At 76.0% G+C, this 14,905-nt stretch carries 16 protein-coding genes; 10 read left to right on the top strand and 6 right to left on the bottom strand.

Features of this window, described 5'->3' with window-relative positions; translation table 11 throughout:
• Window positions 1-123: 123 nt before the first annotated feature.
• Window positions 124-387: a hypothetical protein gene (locus tag PGB27_RS15915; protein ID WP_274201351.1), complete on the top strand. Its 264-nt coding sequence runs from the start codon at window positions 124-126 to the stop codon at window positions 385-387.
• 153 nt (window positions 388-540) lie between these two features.
• Here the strand turns inward: PGB27_RS15915 and PGB27_RS15920 are convergent, their stop codons facing one another.
• The 4 genes from PGB27_RS15920 to PGB27_RS15935 all read right to left on the bottom strand — a co-directional run bounded on the left by PGB27_RS15920 (window position 541) and on the right by PGB27_RS15935 (window position 5,249).
• Window positions 541-939, bottom strand: coding sequence for a VOC family protein (locus tag PGB27_RS15920; RefSeq protein WP_274201352.1), 399 nt, complete (start codon window positions 937-939; stop codon window positions 541-543).
• A 71-nt stretch (window positions 940-1,010) separates the two neighbouring features.
• On the bottom strand, window positions 1,011-3,776 hold the full coding sequence (locus PGB27_RS15925) for a LuxR family transcriptional regulator (RefSeq protein WP_274201353.1): 2,766 nt from the start codon (window positions 3,774-3,776) through the stop codon (window positions 1,011-1,013).
• Between the two features lie 51 nt (window positions 3,777-3,827).
• Window positions 3,828-4,439, bottom strand: a complete 612-nt coding sequence (locus PGB27_RS15930; RefSeq protein ID WP_274201354.1) for a hypothetical protein — start codon at window positions 4,437-4,439, stop codon at window positions 3,828-3,830.
• Between the two features lie 60 nt (window positions 4,440-4,499).
• Window positions 4,500-5,249: a sulfite exporter TauE/SafE family protein gene (locus tag PGB27_RS15935; protein WP_274201355.1), complete on the bottom strand. Its 750-nt coding sequence runs from the start codon at window positions 5,247-5,249 to the stop codon at window positions 4,500-4,502.
• A 120-nt stretch (window positions 5,250-5,369) separates the two neighbouring features.
• On the opposite strand from PGB27_RS15935, the gene PGB27_RS15940 reads away from it, so the two are divergent.
• From PGB27_RS15940 to PGB27_RS15950, 3 genes are read left to right on the top strand one after another with little or no spacing between them, the layout of a single operon-like run.
• Complete coding sequence (locus PGB27_RS15940) at window positions 5,370-6,398, top strand: alpha/beta fold hydrolase (RefSeq protein WP_274201356.1); 1,029 nt, start codon at window positions 5,370-5,372, stop codon at window positions 6,396-6,398.
• Between the two features lie 56 nt (window positions 6,399-6,454).
• Window positions 6,455-6,964: a cytochrome c-type biogenesis protein gene (locus PGB27_RS15945; protein ID WP_274201357.1), complete on the top strand. Its 510-nt coding sequence runs from the start codon at window positions 6,455-6,457 to the stop codon at window positions 6,962-6,964.
• A gap of 33 nt (window positions 6,965-6,997) precedes the next feature.
• The gene (locus PGB27_RS15950) at window positions 6,998-7,351 is read left to right on the top strand and encodes a hypothetical protein (protein ID WP_274201358.1); all 354 of its coding nucleotides are present in this window, start codon (window positions 6,998-7,000) and stop codon (window positions 7,349-7,351) included.
• 12 nt (window positions 7,352-7,363) lie between these two features.
• On the opposite strand, the gene PGB27_RS15955 is transcribed toward PGB27_RS15950, so the two are convergent.
• Window positions 7,364-8,143: a class I SAM-dependent methyltransferase gene (locus tag PGB27_RS15955; protein ID WP_274201359.1), complete on the bottom strand. Its 780-nt coding sequence runs from the start codon at window positions 8,141-8,143 to the stop codon at window positions 7,364-7,366.
• 154 nt (window positions 8,144-8,297) lie between these two features.
• Here PGB27_RS15955 and PGB27_RS15960 point away from each other — a divergent pair, with 154 nt between their 5' ends.
• The 3 genes from PGB27_RS15960 to PGB27_RS15970 are packed head-to-tail and all read left to right on the top strand — an operon-like array spanning window position 8,298 to window position 10,242.
• Window positions 8,298-9,158 carry an oxidoreductase gene (locus tag PGB27_RS15960; protein WP_274201360.1) on the top strand — a complete coding sequence of 287 codons (861 nt, stop codon included), beginning with the start codon at window positions 8,298-8,300 and terminating at the stop codon, window positions 9,156-9,158.
• 44 nt (window positions 9,159-9,202) lie between these two features.
• Window positions 9,203-9,631 (top strand): hypothetical protein, encoded by a 429-nt coding sequence (locus PGB27_RS15965; RefSeq protein ID WP_274201361.1) that lies wholly within the window; start codon window positions 9,203-9,205, stop codon window positions 9,629-9,631.
• Window positions 9,632-9,687: 56 nt separating this feature from the next.
• On the top strand, window positions 9,688-10,242 hold the full coding sequence (locus tag PGB27_RS15970) for a bifunctional nuclease family protein (protein ID WP_274201362.1): 555 nt from the start codon (window positions 9,688-9,690) through the stop codon (window positions 10,240-10,242).
• A gap of 39 nt (window positions 10,243-10,281) precedes the next feature.
• On the opposite strand, the gene PGB27_RS15975 is transcribed toward PGB27_RS15970, so the two are convergent.
• The gene (locus tag PGB27_RS15975) at window positions 10,282-10,797 is read right to left on the bottom strand and encodes a hypothetical protein (RefSeq protein WP_274201363.1); all 516 of its coding nucleotides are present in this window, start codon (window positions 10,795-10,797) and stop codon (window positions 10,282-10,284) included.
• Between the two features lie 293 nt (window positions 10,798-11,090).
• On the opposite strand from PGB27_RS15975, the gene PGB27_RS15980 reads away from it, so the two are divergent.
• The 3 genes from PGB27_RS15980 (at window position 11,091) to PGB27_RS15990 (ending at window position 14,833) form a co-directional block, all read left to right on the top strand.
• Window positions 11,091-12,371, top strand: coding sequence for a hypothetical protein (locus PGB27_RS15980; RefSeq protein ID WP_274201364.1), 1,281 nt, complete (start codon window positions 11,091-11,093; stop codon window positions 12,369-12,371).
• Window positions 12,372-12,542: 171 nt separating this feature from the next.
• Window positions 12,543-13,823, top strand: coding sequence for an acyl-CoA dehydrogenase family protein (locus PGB27_RS15985; RefSeq protein ID WP_274201365.1), 1,281 nt, complete (start codon window positions 12,543-12,545; stop codon window positions 13,821-13,823).
• Window positions 13,820-14,833, top strand: a complete 1,014-nt coding sequence (locus PGB27_RS15990) for a phosphotransferase family protein (protein WP_274201366.1) — start codon at window positions 13,820-13,822, stop codon at window positions 14,831-14,833. Before PGB27_RS15985 ends, PGB27_RS15990 begins: the two co-directional genes overlap by 4 nt.
• The last annotated feature ends 72 nt before the right edge of the window (window positions 14,834-14,905 follow it).

Below are 14,905 nucleotides of genomic sequence, written 5' to 3' on the forward strand. Positions count from 1 at the left end.
ACGGTGTCACCGCTTCGTGATACCACCGCTGCCCCGATCGAGGCGCAGAGGCCTCATGATGGGCTACATCTCGTCACGGGGGGTGACGGGCGGGGAGGGGTCGCCCGGCGGCCTCGAACGGCCGTGGGGGCGACCGTGGCGATGTCGACGCTGTGGTGGGTACTGGTGGCCGTCGTGGCCTGGTTCGCCGTCGGCCTGGTCATCGCCCTCGTCGTGGCCCGGGTCCTCGCGCACGTCGAGGCCGACGAGCGCGGGACGTCCCGCACGCAGCGCCGGCTGGGCGAGCCGGAGGATCCCGACGTGCCCGCCCCGCGTGACGGGGCCCACGACGAGGCGGAGGAAGCCGCTCACCGCCGGTCGCGCGGGCAGGCGCCGACCGGCGAGTGAGGCATGCCCGGCTCCGGCGGCTCCCCCCGAGCCGCCGGAGCCGGGAACGCGGAGCCGGTGCCGACGCCCCCCCGACGTCGTCCCCGCGACACGCCGCCCTGCGCCCCCCAGCGCCTCTCGGACGTGTGCACCGCGCTCCGCGGCCAGCTGGACTCACACCCCCACGTGCACCAGCACCAAGGGGACGTCGTCCGGATCCCGGAACACGAGGTAGGCGTACGGCTCCGGCTCGGCGACGTCGACGACGCCGCCGTGCGCGACCCCGAGGCCGTCGAGCCACGTCGCCCAGGCGTCGAGCTGCCTCCGGCTCGCCACCGAGAAGGCGGTGTGGCTGCAGCGTCGGCCGAGGGCCGGGGCCTTCAGCTGGATGGCGACCCCGGACTCCGGGTCGGAGAGCACGACCGTGTCCGGCCCCTCGTCCTCCGGGCACGGCGCGGACGTCCGGGTCAACCCGAGCACCCGCTCGTACCACGCCGCGCTGGTGTCGACGTCCGTGATCGCCGGGGAGTAGTGGTGGAAACCGGCGAACTGCGGCCGTTCGGTGCCGATCACCGCTCCCACCTCCCCGTCGAGCACCTTCCGTGTTCGTGGATCACTCTGACGGGTGACGGTTGAATGCGGTACTAGGGAGGTCCCTCACCCGCATCTCGACGGCGCGTGAACTCCGCGGCCAGCTCGGTCCGCGAGCGCACGCCGAGCTTGCGGTAGATGCGCGTCAGGTGGGCCTCGACGGTCTTGCGCGAGACGAAGAGCGCCGACGAGGTCTCGACGTTCGAGAGCCCCTCGGCGACGGCGCGCGCGACCTGGAACTCCTGCGGGGTGAGCGACTCGAGCCTGTTCTCCTCCGCCGCCTCGGGCGCGGCGCCGCGGTGCCCGGTCGCGGCGAGCTCCGTGCGGGCGCGCTCGACCCAGGGTCGGGCGCCGAGCGCGGCCAGCGCGCCCTCCGCCTCGAGCAGCAGCGGGCGGGCCGCGCCGGGACGCCGCCAGCGCCGGCGGACCTCGGCCTGGGCGAGCAGCGTCCGGGCGCGCTCGTACGGGGCGACCAGACGGCCGTGGGCCCGGTGCGCGGCGGCGAACCAGTGCTCGGCCTGCTCGTGGTCGTCGGCGAGCAGGCCGCGCCCGCGCGCCGCCATCGCCTCGGCGTACGCCGACCCGGTGCGCTCCGCGTGTCCGGCGACCCAGGCCACGACGTCCTCGGCGGCCGCCCGGTCGCCACTGCGGGCGGTGGCGTCGACGAGGTCGCCGGCGAACGGGATGGCGACGTCGCAGACGGACCCCTGGCGCTCGACGAGGGTGCGGGCCCGCGTGAGGTGGGCCAGCGCGGTCGGGACGTCGGCGGCGGCGAGGGCCGCGGCACCGAGGGCGGCCGCGGCGTAGCCGTGGAGGCTCGCGACGCCGAGGGAGCCGGCGATGCGCAGCCCCTCCTCGGCGTGCTCGCGGCTCGTCTCGACGTCGCCGCGGGCGGCCTCGAGGCGGGCCAGGAGCGTCAGGCCGAAGGCCTTGCTGTGGCGCTGACCGAGCTCGTCGGCCCACGCCACGGCCTCCGTGACGTCGGCGTACGCGGCGGGCCAGCGTCCGGCCCACCAGTCGATCTCGCCGCGCACCCCGAGGGCGTAGGCCAGGAGCAGCGGAGCGCCGGCCCGCCGCGCGGTGTTCGCGACGGGGCTGACGAGACGGCGCCCGTCCTCGGGTCGCTCGAGGTAGATGGCGGCCTGCGCGCCGCCGGCCAGCGCCGGCGCGTCCCAGAGCGGGTCGGCGTCGTCGGCGCGGCGGAGGAAGTCGTCGAGCAGGGCGTTCGCCTCGTCCCACCGTCCGCGCAGCGTGTAGGTGTGGCAGATCTCGGTGAGCGTCACGATGTCGACGTCGCTGGTCAGGGCCCGCGCGCGGTCGGCCACCGACTCCGCCTCGCGCAGCCGCGCCAGCATGGTCAGCGGCATGATCGCCTCGCCGTGGAGGCGCACCGCCGCCCGCGTGTTGAAGGGCCGCACGGCGTCGGCGGTCCGGAGGGCGAGGTTCACCGCGCGCGTCGGGTCGAGCCAGGTCAGCGTGCGGGAGCGGACGACCTCGACCTCGGCGGCGAACGCGACGTCGTCGCGGATGGCGAGCGCTTCCTCGCACCAGCGGACCGCCTGCTCGGCACCTCCGGACAGCGACGAGTCGGTGGCCGCGGCGAGCAGGCGTTCGGCGCGCACCGCCGGGTCGGTGGTGAAGTCGGCGGCCCGCGCCCAGGTCCGTGCGGCGGCGAGGAGGCCCGCGCGCAGCCGGGCGGTGTGCGCGGCCTCGACGAGGCGGGCCGCGAGGTCGTCGTCCGGGGGCTCGCGCGCTTCGGCGAGGTACCAGACGGCGAGGTCGGGCGGGGCGTGTCGGGCGAGGCCGTCGAGCACGCGGCGGCGCAGGCTGCGCGAGGTCCGGGCCGCGACCAGGGGCCGGAGCAGGCCGTGGCGCAGGCACGCCTCGTCGCCGTCGCGCGTCACGAGCCGCCGGCGTTCGGCGGGGACCAGGTCGTCGTCGGCGATCCCGAGGTCGGCGAAGACGGGGTCGAGCTGCTCGCGGGACGTGGTCCGGCCGAAGGCGAGCACCGCCAGCGCGGCCCGGCTCGCGGGCGGCAGCGCGTCGATCGCGGCCGACCACGTGCGCTCGAGCGCCGAGCCGGGCGGCAGCGCCGGCGTCGCGGCGTCGGCGGCGACGAGGAGCTCGGGGCCGGCGGCCCGCGCGATCTCGACGACGGCGAGCGGGTTGCCCGCGCACCGCTCGACGATCGTCTCCACGACCCGCGGCGACGCCCGCACCGGCAGCGCCGCCACGAGCGCCCGGCTCTCGTCGGGGGTCAGGGGGCCGAGCTCGATGGTCGGCAGCCGCCACACCGCGGGGTCGACGGGCACCTCGGAGCGCACCGACAGCAGCAGCGCGATCCGTTCCGTCCCGAGACGCCGGGCGACGAACAGCAGGATCTGCTGGGAGGGCGCGTCGATCCACGGGAAGTCGTCGACGACGAGCAGCAGCGGCTCGTCGTCGGCCGCGGCGGCGAGCGTCCCCAGCGCGGCGGTGCAGACCGCGAGCGGGCTCTCGACGACGCCGGGGCGCAGCGCGAGCGCGATCTCGAGCGCCTCGCGCTGCACGTCGGGCAGCCCGTCGGCGTGCTTCATGAGGGGGAGGAGCAGGTCGGCGACCGCCGCGAACGGGAGCGCCGCGTCGCCCTCGACCCCGACCGTGCGCAGCACCCGGCGCGTCGACGCCGCCGCGACCTCGTCGAGCAGCGTCGACTTGCCGCTGCCCGGCTCGCCGGCGAGGACCGTCACGGTGCCGTCGCGCCGGCGCGGGTCGACGGCGTCGGCGAGCTCTGCGCGCTCGTCGGCGCGGCCGATCACCTCGGGCTGCTCGGCGTGCACGGCACCTCCTCACGGTGCATCTTCCTGCGTGGCGGGGCGGGAAGGACAGGCTCAGGCGCCGGTGGCGCGGAAGGTCACCGACGTCCGGCGGCCGTCCACGGGCCCGTCGACGGCGTGGAGCGGCCGCCCGTCCTCGACGCCGGCGAGCCCGGGCCCGCGGAGCAGGACGAGGCTGCCGGCGTCGGCGTCCCAGGCGCGGAGGGTGGTGCCCGCGCGGTCGGAGCACTGCCGGAGCACGGCCGAGCCCTCGGCGGTGAGGACGGCGACGAGGTGGCGGTGGCGCCGCCCGTCGAGGTGGGTGGAGATGCCGCCGCTGCCCGGGGCGTAGCGCTGGATCGTCACCTCGTCCGGCCACCAGGCGTCGATGCCGGGCACTCCCGACACCCGGACGGCGTCGACGAGGGCGGTCCGCAGGGCGTCGACGACGGGCCGGCGGCCGACCTCCTCGCCGGCCAGGACGAGGTACTCGCCGTCCTGGCGCACGCCGTGGGGGCCCTCGACCGCCGGCAACGGGGCGTAGCGCTCGGCGTCGACCTCGGCGAGCAGGGCGCGGCGCAGGTCCTCGGGGAGCACGCCGGGCTCGTGCGCGGCGCCGTCGTCGGTGGTGCGGCGCAGCACGGGGCCGAGGTCGCGGGCCAGGCGCGCGGTGCCGGGGGGCGTCATCGTGCCGGGCTACCCAGCCGGACGGCACGGTTGCAGCCCGGTCGACGCGGATGCGAACACCTACTCCGTCACCAACCGCACGATCGCCACGAGCCCCACGATCACGATCACCGCGCGCAGCACCGTCGGGGAGAGGCGCCGGCCGATCCTCGCCCCGAGCAGGCCGCCGATCGTCGAGCTCACGGCGAGGATCGCGACGACCGGCCAGCTGATCGGCGCGACGACGGCGTAGACCGCGCCCGCGACGACGTTGACCACCGCGGCGAGGACGTTCTTGTAGCCGTTGAGCCGCTGCAGGGGCTCGGTGAGCAGGAGGCCCATGACGCCGACCAGCAGGATCCCCTGGGCGGCGGTGAAGTACCCGCCGTAGACGCCGACGAGGAAGATCAGCGGGTAGAGCGGCCAGGTGCGGCGGGACGCGGCCGGGGTCCGCGCGAGCCGGCGGGTCAGCACCGGCTGGACCACCACCAGCACCAGGGCGATCGCGACCAGGAACGGCACGATCGTCTCGAACGCGTCCTCGGGCAGCGACAGCAGCAGCGCCGTGCCACCGACCGCGCCGAGCGCCGAGCACACCGACCACGTCACGAGCTGTCGACGCGCGCCGGTGATCTCGCGGCGGTAGCCCCACGCGCCGGTGATCGAGCCCGGGACCAGGCCGATCGCGTTCGACGTCGTCGCCGTCACCGGCGGGTAGCCCAGGGCGACGAGCACGGGGAACGTGACGAGCGTGCCCGACCCGACCACCGTGTTGATGGTCCCCGCCCACACGCCGGCGACGGCGATGAGCACCGCGTGCCAGAGCGTCACGCCGGGACCCTAGGACCGGCCGTCGTGCGCGGCCGGGTGAGGTGACGCAGGTCTTGACGCGCGCCGACGCCGGACTAGTTTCCGAGGAAACGATCCGCCCCGGCGACGACGGGAGCGTCCATGCCGATCCCCACCGACCACCAGCTCTTCGAGCTCGGCGACGTCGTCCTCCAGGACGGCCTGACGCTGCGCGACGCGAAGCTGGCCTACCAGACCTACGGCACGTTGAACGACGACAAGAGCAACGCCGTCGTCTACCCGACCTGGTACTCGGGCCGGCACACCGACAGCGAGTGGCTCATCGGCACCGACAAGGCGCTCAACCCGGACGAGCTGTTCATCATCGTGCCCAACATGCTCGGCAACGGGCTCTCGTCGTCGCCGAGCAACACCCCGCCGCCCTACGACCGCGCGCGGTTCCCGCACGTCACCTTCTACGACCAGGTCGAGTGCCAGCACAAGCTCGTCACCGAGCACTTCGGGATCGAGTCCCTGCGGCTCGTGACGGGGTGGTCGATGGGTGCGGGGCAGACCTACCAGTGGGCGGTCAGCCACCCCGAGATGGTGCAGCGGGCGGCGCCGTTCTGCGGGTCGAGCGTCACCAGCCAGCACAACCGCGTCTTCCTCGAGTCGATCACCGCGGCGCTGCGCGCCGACGCCGCGTTCGCGGAGGGCTGGTACCGGGAGCTGCCGGAGAAGGGCATCCGCGCCTTCGCCCGCGTCTACGCGGGATGGGGGTTCTCGCAGGCGTTCTACTGGCAGGAGGAGTGGCGACGCCTCGGCTTCTCGTCGCTGGAGGACTTCCTCGTCGGGTTCTGGGAGGGCTTCTGGCTCGACGAGCGCGACCCGAACAACCTGCTCGCCATGGCCTGGACGTGGTGGCACGGCGACGTCGGCAACACGCCCGGCTTCGACGGCGACACCGTCAAGGCGCTGAACTCGATCCGCTGCCCGCTGCTGTCGATGCCCGCGGAGAAGGACCTGTACTTCCCGCCGGAGGACGAGCAGTGGGCCGCCCAGCACATCCCGCGCGGCGAGGTGCGGGTCATCCCGGGCGTGTGGGGTCACTTCGCCGGCGGCGGGCTGTGTCCCGAGGACACGGAGTTCATCGACCGCGGCCTCCGCGACGTGCTGGCGATGGACCCCTGATCACCCGGTCGGTGACCTGACGCCGCCGGTCGGTCGCGCGCGGGGAGGATGCGCCCGTGAGCGACATGCCCGTCGTCCGGTGGGGACCGCTGCGCCTCGACGTCGAGATCGGCGTCGAGGGCACGGTCGTGCTGATGACGGTGCTGGTGGTCGCGCTCGACGACGGCATCGAGGACTTCGTCGTCGCCGGGCAGATCGTCCTCGGGCCGCTGATCGCGGCCTTCGCGGCGCACACCTTCGCCAAGTCGCTCGCGCGGCGGGCGCGCGAGGACCTGCCGCCGCCCACGCGGGCGGAGCTGCGGCACATCCGGTGGCACTCGGCGCAGTTCCTCCTGCTCGGCGTCGTGCCGCTGCTCGTCGTCGTGGTCGGCGGGATCAGCGGGCTCTACGACCCCGTCACCGCGCTCGACGCCGTCGTCTGGCTGGGGCTGGCGTTCCTGGTCGTCATCGGCGGGATCGCGGGGTGGCGGGCCCGGCGGCGGTGGACCGGCGCGCTGCGGGGCGCGGTCGGAGCCGGTGTCCTGGGGCTGGTCGTGCTGCTGCTGCGGTTGGTGCTCGAGCACTGACGGGTGGCGTGGTGAACACCCGGGGAACGATCCGTGGCCCGCGCACGTCTAACGCACATGGTGTTCTCGGTCCGGCGTCTGCTGCTGGCGGGCCTGCTCGTCATCGGTGCGGTGATCTGGGTCCGCATCAACAAGCCCGTCGAGGGTGAGGTCCTGCTGGAGCTGACCCGCCGGCACGGGGTGACGACGGCCGACCTGCTCGCCCTGGTCATGCTCGCCATGGCCGTGGTGATCGCGTGGCCGTCGTGGCGGGGCACCGAGCCGAGGCCCGCCGTCGACCAGCGCTGGCAGTCGACGCCGTTCGAGGGGTCCGGGCAGCCGCCGGCCCCGCCGACCCGGCCGGCCGACACCCGGCGGACCCCACCCTCGCCCACGCCGCGGCGCTGACCTCGGCGCCCGTCACGCCGGGCGGGCGCGGAACCAGCGTCCCGAGCGGGTGCCCTCGAGGCGCTCCAGTCCGGCCTCGTCGAACCACGGGCGGGCTCGCTCGGCCGTGACCACGACCCAGCGGCGCGCCACCGCGCGCGCGAGCGCCACCCACTCCGGGGTCAGGGGCGTGGGCACGGTGTGGTCGCGGGCGAGGGCGAAGCCGTGGTCGGAGGCGCGGGGGTCGGCGAACATCGGGTCGAGCAGCACGACGTCGACCTGCTCGCCCGCGGCCGCCATCGCGCTCAGCACCGGACGCGAGTCGCCGTGGCGCACGCGCACCGGCGCCGAGCCGACGCGCGGGATGGCGCCGGCGAAGCCCTCGGTCGCGAGGATCGCGAGCACGAGGTCGGCCTCGACGCCGAGCACCTCGCCCTCGGGGCCCGCCGCCCAGGCGGCGACGAGGGCGTCGCGGCCGAGGCCGAGGGTGGTGTCGAGCACCCGGTCGCCGGGGCGGAGCTCGCCGGCGCGCAGGAGCGGGTCGGTGCCGCCGTGGCGCAGGGTCCGCAGGCGCTTGGCCGCCGTGCCCTGGTGGAACGCCAGCCGCCCGCGCGCCGACTCGGCCACCAGGCCCTCGCTCGTGCACACCAGCGCGGTCGCGGCGTCGCCCCGGGCCGTCGCCACCGAGCCGCGGTGCCGCTCGACGACGGGCAGGCCCCACGTCGCGGCGAGCCGGTGCGCCTCGTCGCGCAGCGCGTCCGAGGGCGACTTGCTCGTCGTGACGACGACGCCCGCCGCTCCACCTTGGTCCACGGATCGATCCTGCCCGGCCGGCACGCCCACGCCGTGACGCGACCGCGGCGGCCGTGGTCGCAGCACCCGGGGTGAGCGCCGTCTCCGGGGTCGCGCCTGCCACGAGGGGCAGACTCGGGGCGTCGGGGAGACCGAGCAGCGGGAGGAGGCGGCGATGTCCGCGCCGCAGGGAGTGCAGGACGGGCGGGTCTGGCTCATCACGGGGACGAGCAGCGGGTTCGGGCGCGCGATCGCCCGGGCCGCGGTCGCGCGCGGCGACCGGGTCGTCGCCACCGCGCGACGGGCCGACGACGTCGCCGACCTCGCCGCCGAGGCCCCCGACCGCGTGCGCGCCGCGGCCCTCGACGTCACCGACGAGGGCTCGGTGCGCGCTGCCGTCGACGCCGCGGTCGCCGCGTTCGGACGGATCGACGTCCTGGTCAACAACGCCGGCTACGGCAGCCGCGGGGCGTTCGAGGAGTTCACCGACGCCCAGATCCGCGCGCAGTTCGAGGTCAACGTGTTCGGCGCGTTCGCGGTGACGCGGGCGGTGCTGCCGGTGATGCGGGCGCAGGGATCGGGGCACGTGATCCAGATGTCGTCGCTGGCCGGCGTGCGCTCGGCGCTCGGGGGGTCGGCGTACTCGGCGAGCAAATTCGCGCTCGAGGGCATGTCCGAGGGGCTCGCGGCGGAGGTGGCGCCGCTGGGCATCAGGGTCACGATGATCGAGCCCGGCCCGTTCCGCACGGACTTCGCCGGCCGCTCGCCCGCGCGCGCCGAGCCGATGGCGGCGTACTCCGAGGTCCTCGACGAGTCGCGGGCGAAGTTCGCCAAGCTCCACGGCACCCAGCCCGGCGACCCGGAGCGCGCCGCGCAGGTGGTCGTCCAGGTCGCGGACCTCGCCGACCCGCCCCTGCGCCTGCCCCTGGGCCCGAGCGCGTTCGACAGCATCCGCAGCACGCTGCAGGCGCGGCTGGCCGAGCTCGACGAGGTCGAGGCCCTCGGGCGCGACACCGACTTCCCGGCCACGGCGTGACCACCGCGGTGGCGACACCCCCGCACCCCTGACACCGTGGGTCGGTGACGGGACGCCTCGTGGCCGCGCTGGCGCTGTGCCTCGCGCTGGCCGGCTGCACGTCGTCGTCGTTCACCGAGGGCACGTCCGCGTCGCCCGCGCGCCCCGACGGCTCGCTCGAGGCCGCGCGCACCAAGCTGGGCCTCGTGCAGCAGGACCCCTGCTACACCGCGCGCGACATCGGCCGGCGCTGGCCGCTGTGCGGGCGGTGGGAGGAGGAGGTCCTGAACGTCGCCAACGCGGCAGCGGCCGCCCGTCCCGACGACCGCGAGGTCACCGACCCGGCCGCGGCGGTGCGCGCGGGCCACGAGAGCTTCACGCGCGCCGGGTGCGTCGCGGGCACCACGCCCGATCCCGGCGCCTGCGTCGCCGCGGTCGAGGAGACCCGCATCGCCGTCACCCGCCTGGCCGGGGGCATCGCCTCGGCGCGGTGACACACGCGGCGCCGGCCGGGTCGACGTCCGCCCGCGGGCGGGCGGATAGTGGAGGCATGGCTGTGGTCGAGGTCGCCGGTGTGGGGCAGGAGCAGGGGAGCGAGGACCCGGTGCTCCTGCTGCGTGAGCAGGGCGGGGGACGTCGGTACCTCGCGATCTGGATCGGTGCGCCCGAGGCGACGGCGCTCGCGGCGGCCGAGGTCGCCGCGACCCTCCCGCGCCCGCTGACCCACCGCCTGCTGCTCGACGCGGTCGAGGCGTTCGGGGCGCAGCTCGTCGGGGTGCGGCTGACGGCGCTGGTGGAGGGGCAGTTCCACGCGGAGCTCGACCTGCGGACCGCCGACGGCGGCTCGCGGTCGGTGTCGGCGCGGGCGAGCGACGCGGTGACGCTCGCGGTGCACCAGGGCTGCCCGATCGAGGTGTCCGAGGACGTGCTCAGCGAGGCCGCGCTGCCCGCGAACGCGGTGGCGACGGTCGGCGGTCCCGAGGACGAGCCCGACGAGACCGAGGCGGCGCCGGCGACGTCGGCGGACGTCGAGGACGAGGTCGAGGCCCTGCGGCGCGCCCTGTCCGAGGCGACGCCGGACGACTTCCGGACCGACGAGGAGTAGGCCGGTGGCGGGGCCCGCGGGCCCCGCCACCGAGCAGGCTCAGGACCGCTGGGTCGGGACGAAGACCCCGGCGCCCGGCGGCCGGGCCGCGCGCAGGGCGTCGACGGCGAGCGGTCCGCTCGTCGACGACGGGTCCGCGGACCGGGGCGCGGGCACCGGCGGCGTCCCCCACGCCGCGACCTGACGGGTGCGGCGCTGCGCGCGCGAGAGGCGGGCGGCGAGCGCCGCCCGCTCGGCCTGCTCCTGCTTCGCGGCACGACGCTCGCGACGACTCAACCGCGCGGGCGGCCCGGCCGTCGGGATGGGGCCGGCGCCGTCGACGCGTGGTGCCGGGCCCGGCGTCACCGTCGGCCCGGCGGGGCCGAACGGCCGGATCGTCAGCGTCGTGGCGTCGGAGCCCGGGAGCGGGGCCGGCGGCGCGGGGATCGTCTGCCGGACGGCGAGGGCGATCCGTCGTGGTGCCGGACGGTCCTGCGTGCGGTCCTGCGTGCTGTCCTGCCTGCTGCCCGACGCGGCGGGCGTGCTGGTCGTGTCGTGACGGTCGTGGCGACCCATGGAGCACCTCCGTGCGCTCAGCGCTCCTCGGCACTGAGCTGATCGGCGTAGTGCAGAGTTGCCGTTCGCTCGTGACCCACACTCCTCGTCTCGGTCCGGAGCAGTTCTCGCTCGTCGGTGTCGGAACGCCCGCGTCCGCCCGCTGGCGCATCCGGAGAGTGACAACGGGTCGGCAGGCGAGCCCGACACGCCGGGCAAACGGGTGACAACCGCGGCGTTGTCTGTTCCCTCGATCGAGTCGTCGTGACACTCGGGGAGTGGCGAGGGGGCGGGGACAGGCGTGCGCGGAGCCGGTGAAGGCCTGCGCCGCGGGGCCGGAGCTGCTCGGCGTGCGTGACCCCGACGCCGGAGCGCCCTACGTCGCCCGCCCGGTCGACGACGTCCTCGAGGACGCGTGCGGGCGGGACCGGCCGCTGGTCGTCGTCACCGGGGAGCGCCTCGCGGGCACCTCGCGCGCGACCCACCGTGCGCTGCGCCGGATGCTGGGCGACCGCCTGCTGCTGCCCGTCACCGACCCCCACAGCGCCGACCTCGCCGCCGTCCTGCGCGCGGCCCGGGGCATCGCCGCGCGTTCGGGCCCGGTGGTGGTCGTCGCCGACGACGCGCCGCCGGCGCTGCTCGACCAGCTCACCGCCGACGTGCACGCCGCGCTCACCCCGACGGTGCGCCTGGTGCTGACGACCCGGCGGACCTTCCTCGACGCCCACCTGGCCCCCGCGACCCGCGCGCGGCTCGAGGGCGCGCTGGTCACGATGCCCGGCGACCCGCCGATCGGCGAGACCGTCCGGCCGGTGGCGCGGGCGCACGCCGTGCTCGACCCCGTCGGCTGGTCGTCGCTCGTGCCCCTCGCGCTGCTGCGTGTCGCCGTCGACCACGAGCGCCTCGGCGTCCCGCTCCCGCTCACGCCCGCCCTGCTCGTCGAGCTCGCCCCGCCCCACCTCGCCGCCCTCGGCGCGCCCGCCACGTCGCCGGGCACGCTGCGCAGCGTCGTGCGCGAGCTCCTCCGCACCGACCACGGCGGCCTGCGCCTGCTCCACGCGCGCCCGGGCGGGCGCACGCTGGCCGCCGACCGGATGTTCTCGCCCCTCGCCGACCGCGACGCCACGGGCTGGGCGATCCCCGAGGACCTCGCCCGCGAGCTGTGGCACCGCCTCGCCCCCGACGACCGGGCGCGCGTCGCCCGCGTGGCGCTGGCCCGCGGCGACGACCAGGTCGCCCTGTGGCTCGCCACCGGCGTGCCGCCCGACGACCTCGAACCCGAGGCCCTCTACCGGCTCGGCGTCGTGCTCTCCGCGCGCTCCGCGGCGCACGCCCCGGAGCCGGGCCGGTGGGACGGCGGGGCGCTGCGGTGGCTGACCGCAGCGCTCGACGGCGCCGACGCCGACCTCGTCGACCGCATCCGCCGCGCGATGCTCGAGATCGAGGAGCGACGCGAGGGCGACGTGGCCGTCCCGGAGGCCCGCAGGCCCGCCGACGCCGAGGTCGCCCCGGCGGCCGACGCTCGGCCTGAGCCCGAGCGACCCTCCTCCCGCCGCCTCATCTACCTGCGGCCGCGGGAGACGAGCCGCTCCTGACCGTCGTGATGTGGACGAGCGTGTCCCGCGACGAGCGCTCGGTCACCGGCGACCTGCGAGCACGTGGGGTGATCTGACGCGGTTGGACGAAGCTCCAAAGCCGCGCACGTGCTCGGTCGCGACGACCCCTCGGACTTCCTAGCGTCACCACGTCACGACGAGGGGAGAGGGATGGCCTGGGACTTCTCGACCGAGCCGGAGTTCGCGGCCGAGCTCGACTGGGCGCGGGCCTTCGTGGAGGAGGAGATCTACCCCCTCGAGGTGCTCGACCTCGACCATGCGTCCTTCCGCCGGCTCGCCGCGCCGCTGCAGGAGCGGGTCAAGGAGCGCGGGCTGTGGGCGGCGCACCTCGACCCCGAGCTCGGCGGGCAGGGCTTCGGTCAGCTGCGCCTGGGCCTGCTGCACGAGGTGCTCGGGCGCAGCGAGCTCGCGCCGTTCGTCTTCGGCTGTCAGGCCCCCGACTCGGGCAACGCCGAGCTCATCGCCCTCGCCGGGACCGAGGAGCAGAAGCGCCGCTGGCTCGACCCGTTGCTCGACGGGCGCATCCTCTCGGCGTTCGCGATGACCGAGCAGGGCACCGGCTCCGACCCCCGCCAGTTCACGACGCGCGCGGAGCGCGACGGTGACGAGTGGGTGATCACCGGGCGCAAGTGGATGGTCGGCAACGCCTCGCGCGGCGACCTGCACATCGTCCTCGCCGTCACCGAGCCCGACGCCGACCCGCACCACCGCATGTCGATGCTGCTCGTGCCCGGCGACAGCCCCGGCATCCGGGTGCGGGACCTCGGGCTGCTCAACGACCCCGGCGGGGAGAACCCGGTGTGGGCGCACGGCGAGGTCGTCTACGACGGCGTGCGGGTGCCGGCCGACAACCTCCTCGGCGGGCGCGGCGAGGCGTTCACGCTGGCCCAGCGCCGCCTCGGGCCCGGGCGCATCCACCACTGCATGCGCTGGATCGGGGTGTGCCGGCGCGCGTTCGACATGCTCGCCGAGCGCGCGGTGTCGATCTCGGTGCACGGCGGCCCGCTCGCGGACAAGCAGACGGTGCAGAACTGGGTGGCCGACAGCGCCGCGGCGATCGAGGCCGCGCGGCTGCTGACGCTGCACACGGCGTGGCGCATCGACCAGGTCGGTGCGCCCGCCGCCCGCACCGAGATCGCGATGATCAAGTACCACGGGGCGCAGGTCCTGCACGACGTCCTCGACCGGGCCGTGCAGATCCACGGCTCGCTGGGCTTCACCACCGACATGCCCCTCGAGCAGATGTACCGCTGGGCCCGCGCCGCGCGCATCTACGACGGACCCGACGAGGTGCACCGCGTGAGCGTCGCCCGCCGCCTGCTGCGCGACTACACGCCCACCGCGACGCCCACCGAGCACGTCCCCACCCGGCGCGCGGCCGCCCTGGCCCGCTTCGCCGAGGTGCTCGAGCACCCCCTGGAGACGGTGTGACCCTCGCCGTGGCCGACGGCCTGCAGACCTGGCTCGACGACCACCTCGACGGCACCGGGCCCTGGCGCCTCGAGCGCCTGACCGGCGGGAACTCCAACGAGACCTGCCTGCTCACCGACGCCGCCGGCGCCTCCTGGGTGCTGCGGCGCCCGCCGCGGCACGCGCTCTCGGCGTCGGCGCACGACGTCGGGCGCGAGTACCGCGTGCTCAGCGCGCTCGCGGCCGCCGGCGCCCCGGCCCCGCGCCCGGCCGCCTGCTGCGAGGACGCCGACGTCCCCGGCGGCCCGTTCCTGGTCATGGAGCACCTGCCCGACGCCGTCTCGATCACCGACACGCTGCCGGCGCCGTGGCCCGACGACGCCGTGGCGACCCTCGCCGACGAGGTGGTCGACGCGCTCGCGGCCGTGCACCGGGTGGCGTGGCAGGAGGTCGGCCTCGACGGCTTCGGGCGTCCCGACGGGTTCCTCGATCGCCAGGTCCGCCGCTGGTACGGGCAGTGGGAGAAGATCGCGTGCCGCCCGCTGCCGCACATGGACGAGGTCGCGGCGTGGCTCGAGGACCGGCGCCCCGCCACCTTCCGCCCGGGCCTCGTGCACGGCGACTTCCACGTCGACAACTGCCTGTTCGCCCGCGCCGAGCCCCGCCTGCTCGCGGTGATCGACTGGGAGATGGCGACGATCGGCGACCCGCTGCTCGACCTCGGCCTGCTGCTGGGTTTCTGGGGCGCGCGCGCGGTGGACAAGCCGGCGATGCCCGCCCTCCAGGCCGTGTCCCGACGACCCGGCGCGCCGCCCGTCGAGCACCTCGTGGCGCGGTACGAGCAGCAGGTCGGGCACCCGGTCGGCGACGTCGCCTACTACCGCGTGCTGGCGCTGTTCAAGCTCGCCGCGATCGTCGAGGCGGCCTACGCCCAGTACCGCCGCGGCGAGCTCGACACCCCGTACGCCGCGGCGCTCGAGCACGACGTGCCCGCGCTGCTCGAGGAGGCGTGGTGCGCTACGCGCACGTGAGCACGCAGCGCACCTTGGGGAGGTCCACAACAGGCCGACAGCTCGGTGGTGCCGCGGGCGGGTCGGCGCTGG

Source organism: Actinomycetospora lemnae (assembly GCF_028737315.1).
Taxonomy (GTDB): Bacteria; Actinomycetota; Actinomycetes; order Mycobacteriales; family Pseudonocardiaceae; genus Actinomycetospora; species Actinomycetospora lemnae.

Bases quoted from the DNA above. Each gene is read 5' to 3' on its own strand.
- PGB27_RS15930 (WP_274201354.1), bottom strand. From the start codon at position 4,439: ATGACGCCCCCCGGCACCGCGCGCCTGGCCCGCGACCTCGGCCCCGTG.
- PGB27_RS15940 (WP_274201356.1), top strand. From the start codon at position 5,370: ATGCCGATCCCCACCGACCACCAGCTCTTCGAGCTCGGCGACGTCGTC.
- PGB27_RS15960 (WP_274201360.1), top strand. From the start codon at position 8,298: ATGTCCGCGCCGCAGGGAGTGCAGGACGGGCGGGTCTGGCTCATCACG.
- PGB27_RS15970 (WP_274201362.1), top strand. From the start codon at position 9,688: ATGGCTGTGGTCGAGGTCGCCGGTGTGGGGCAGGAGCAGGGGAGCGAG.
- PGB27_RS15975 (WP_274201363.1), bottom strand. From the start codon at position 10,797: ATGGGTCGCCACGACCGTCACGACACGACCAGCACGCCCGCCGCGTCG.
- PGB27_RS15985 (WP_274201365.1), top strand. From the start codon at position 12,543: ATGGCCTGGGACTTCTCGACCGAGCCGGAGTTCGCGGCCGAGCTCGAC.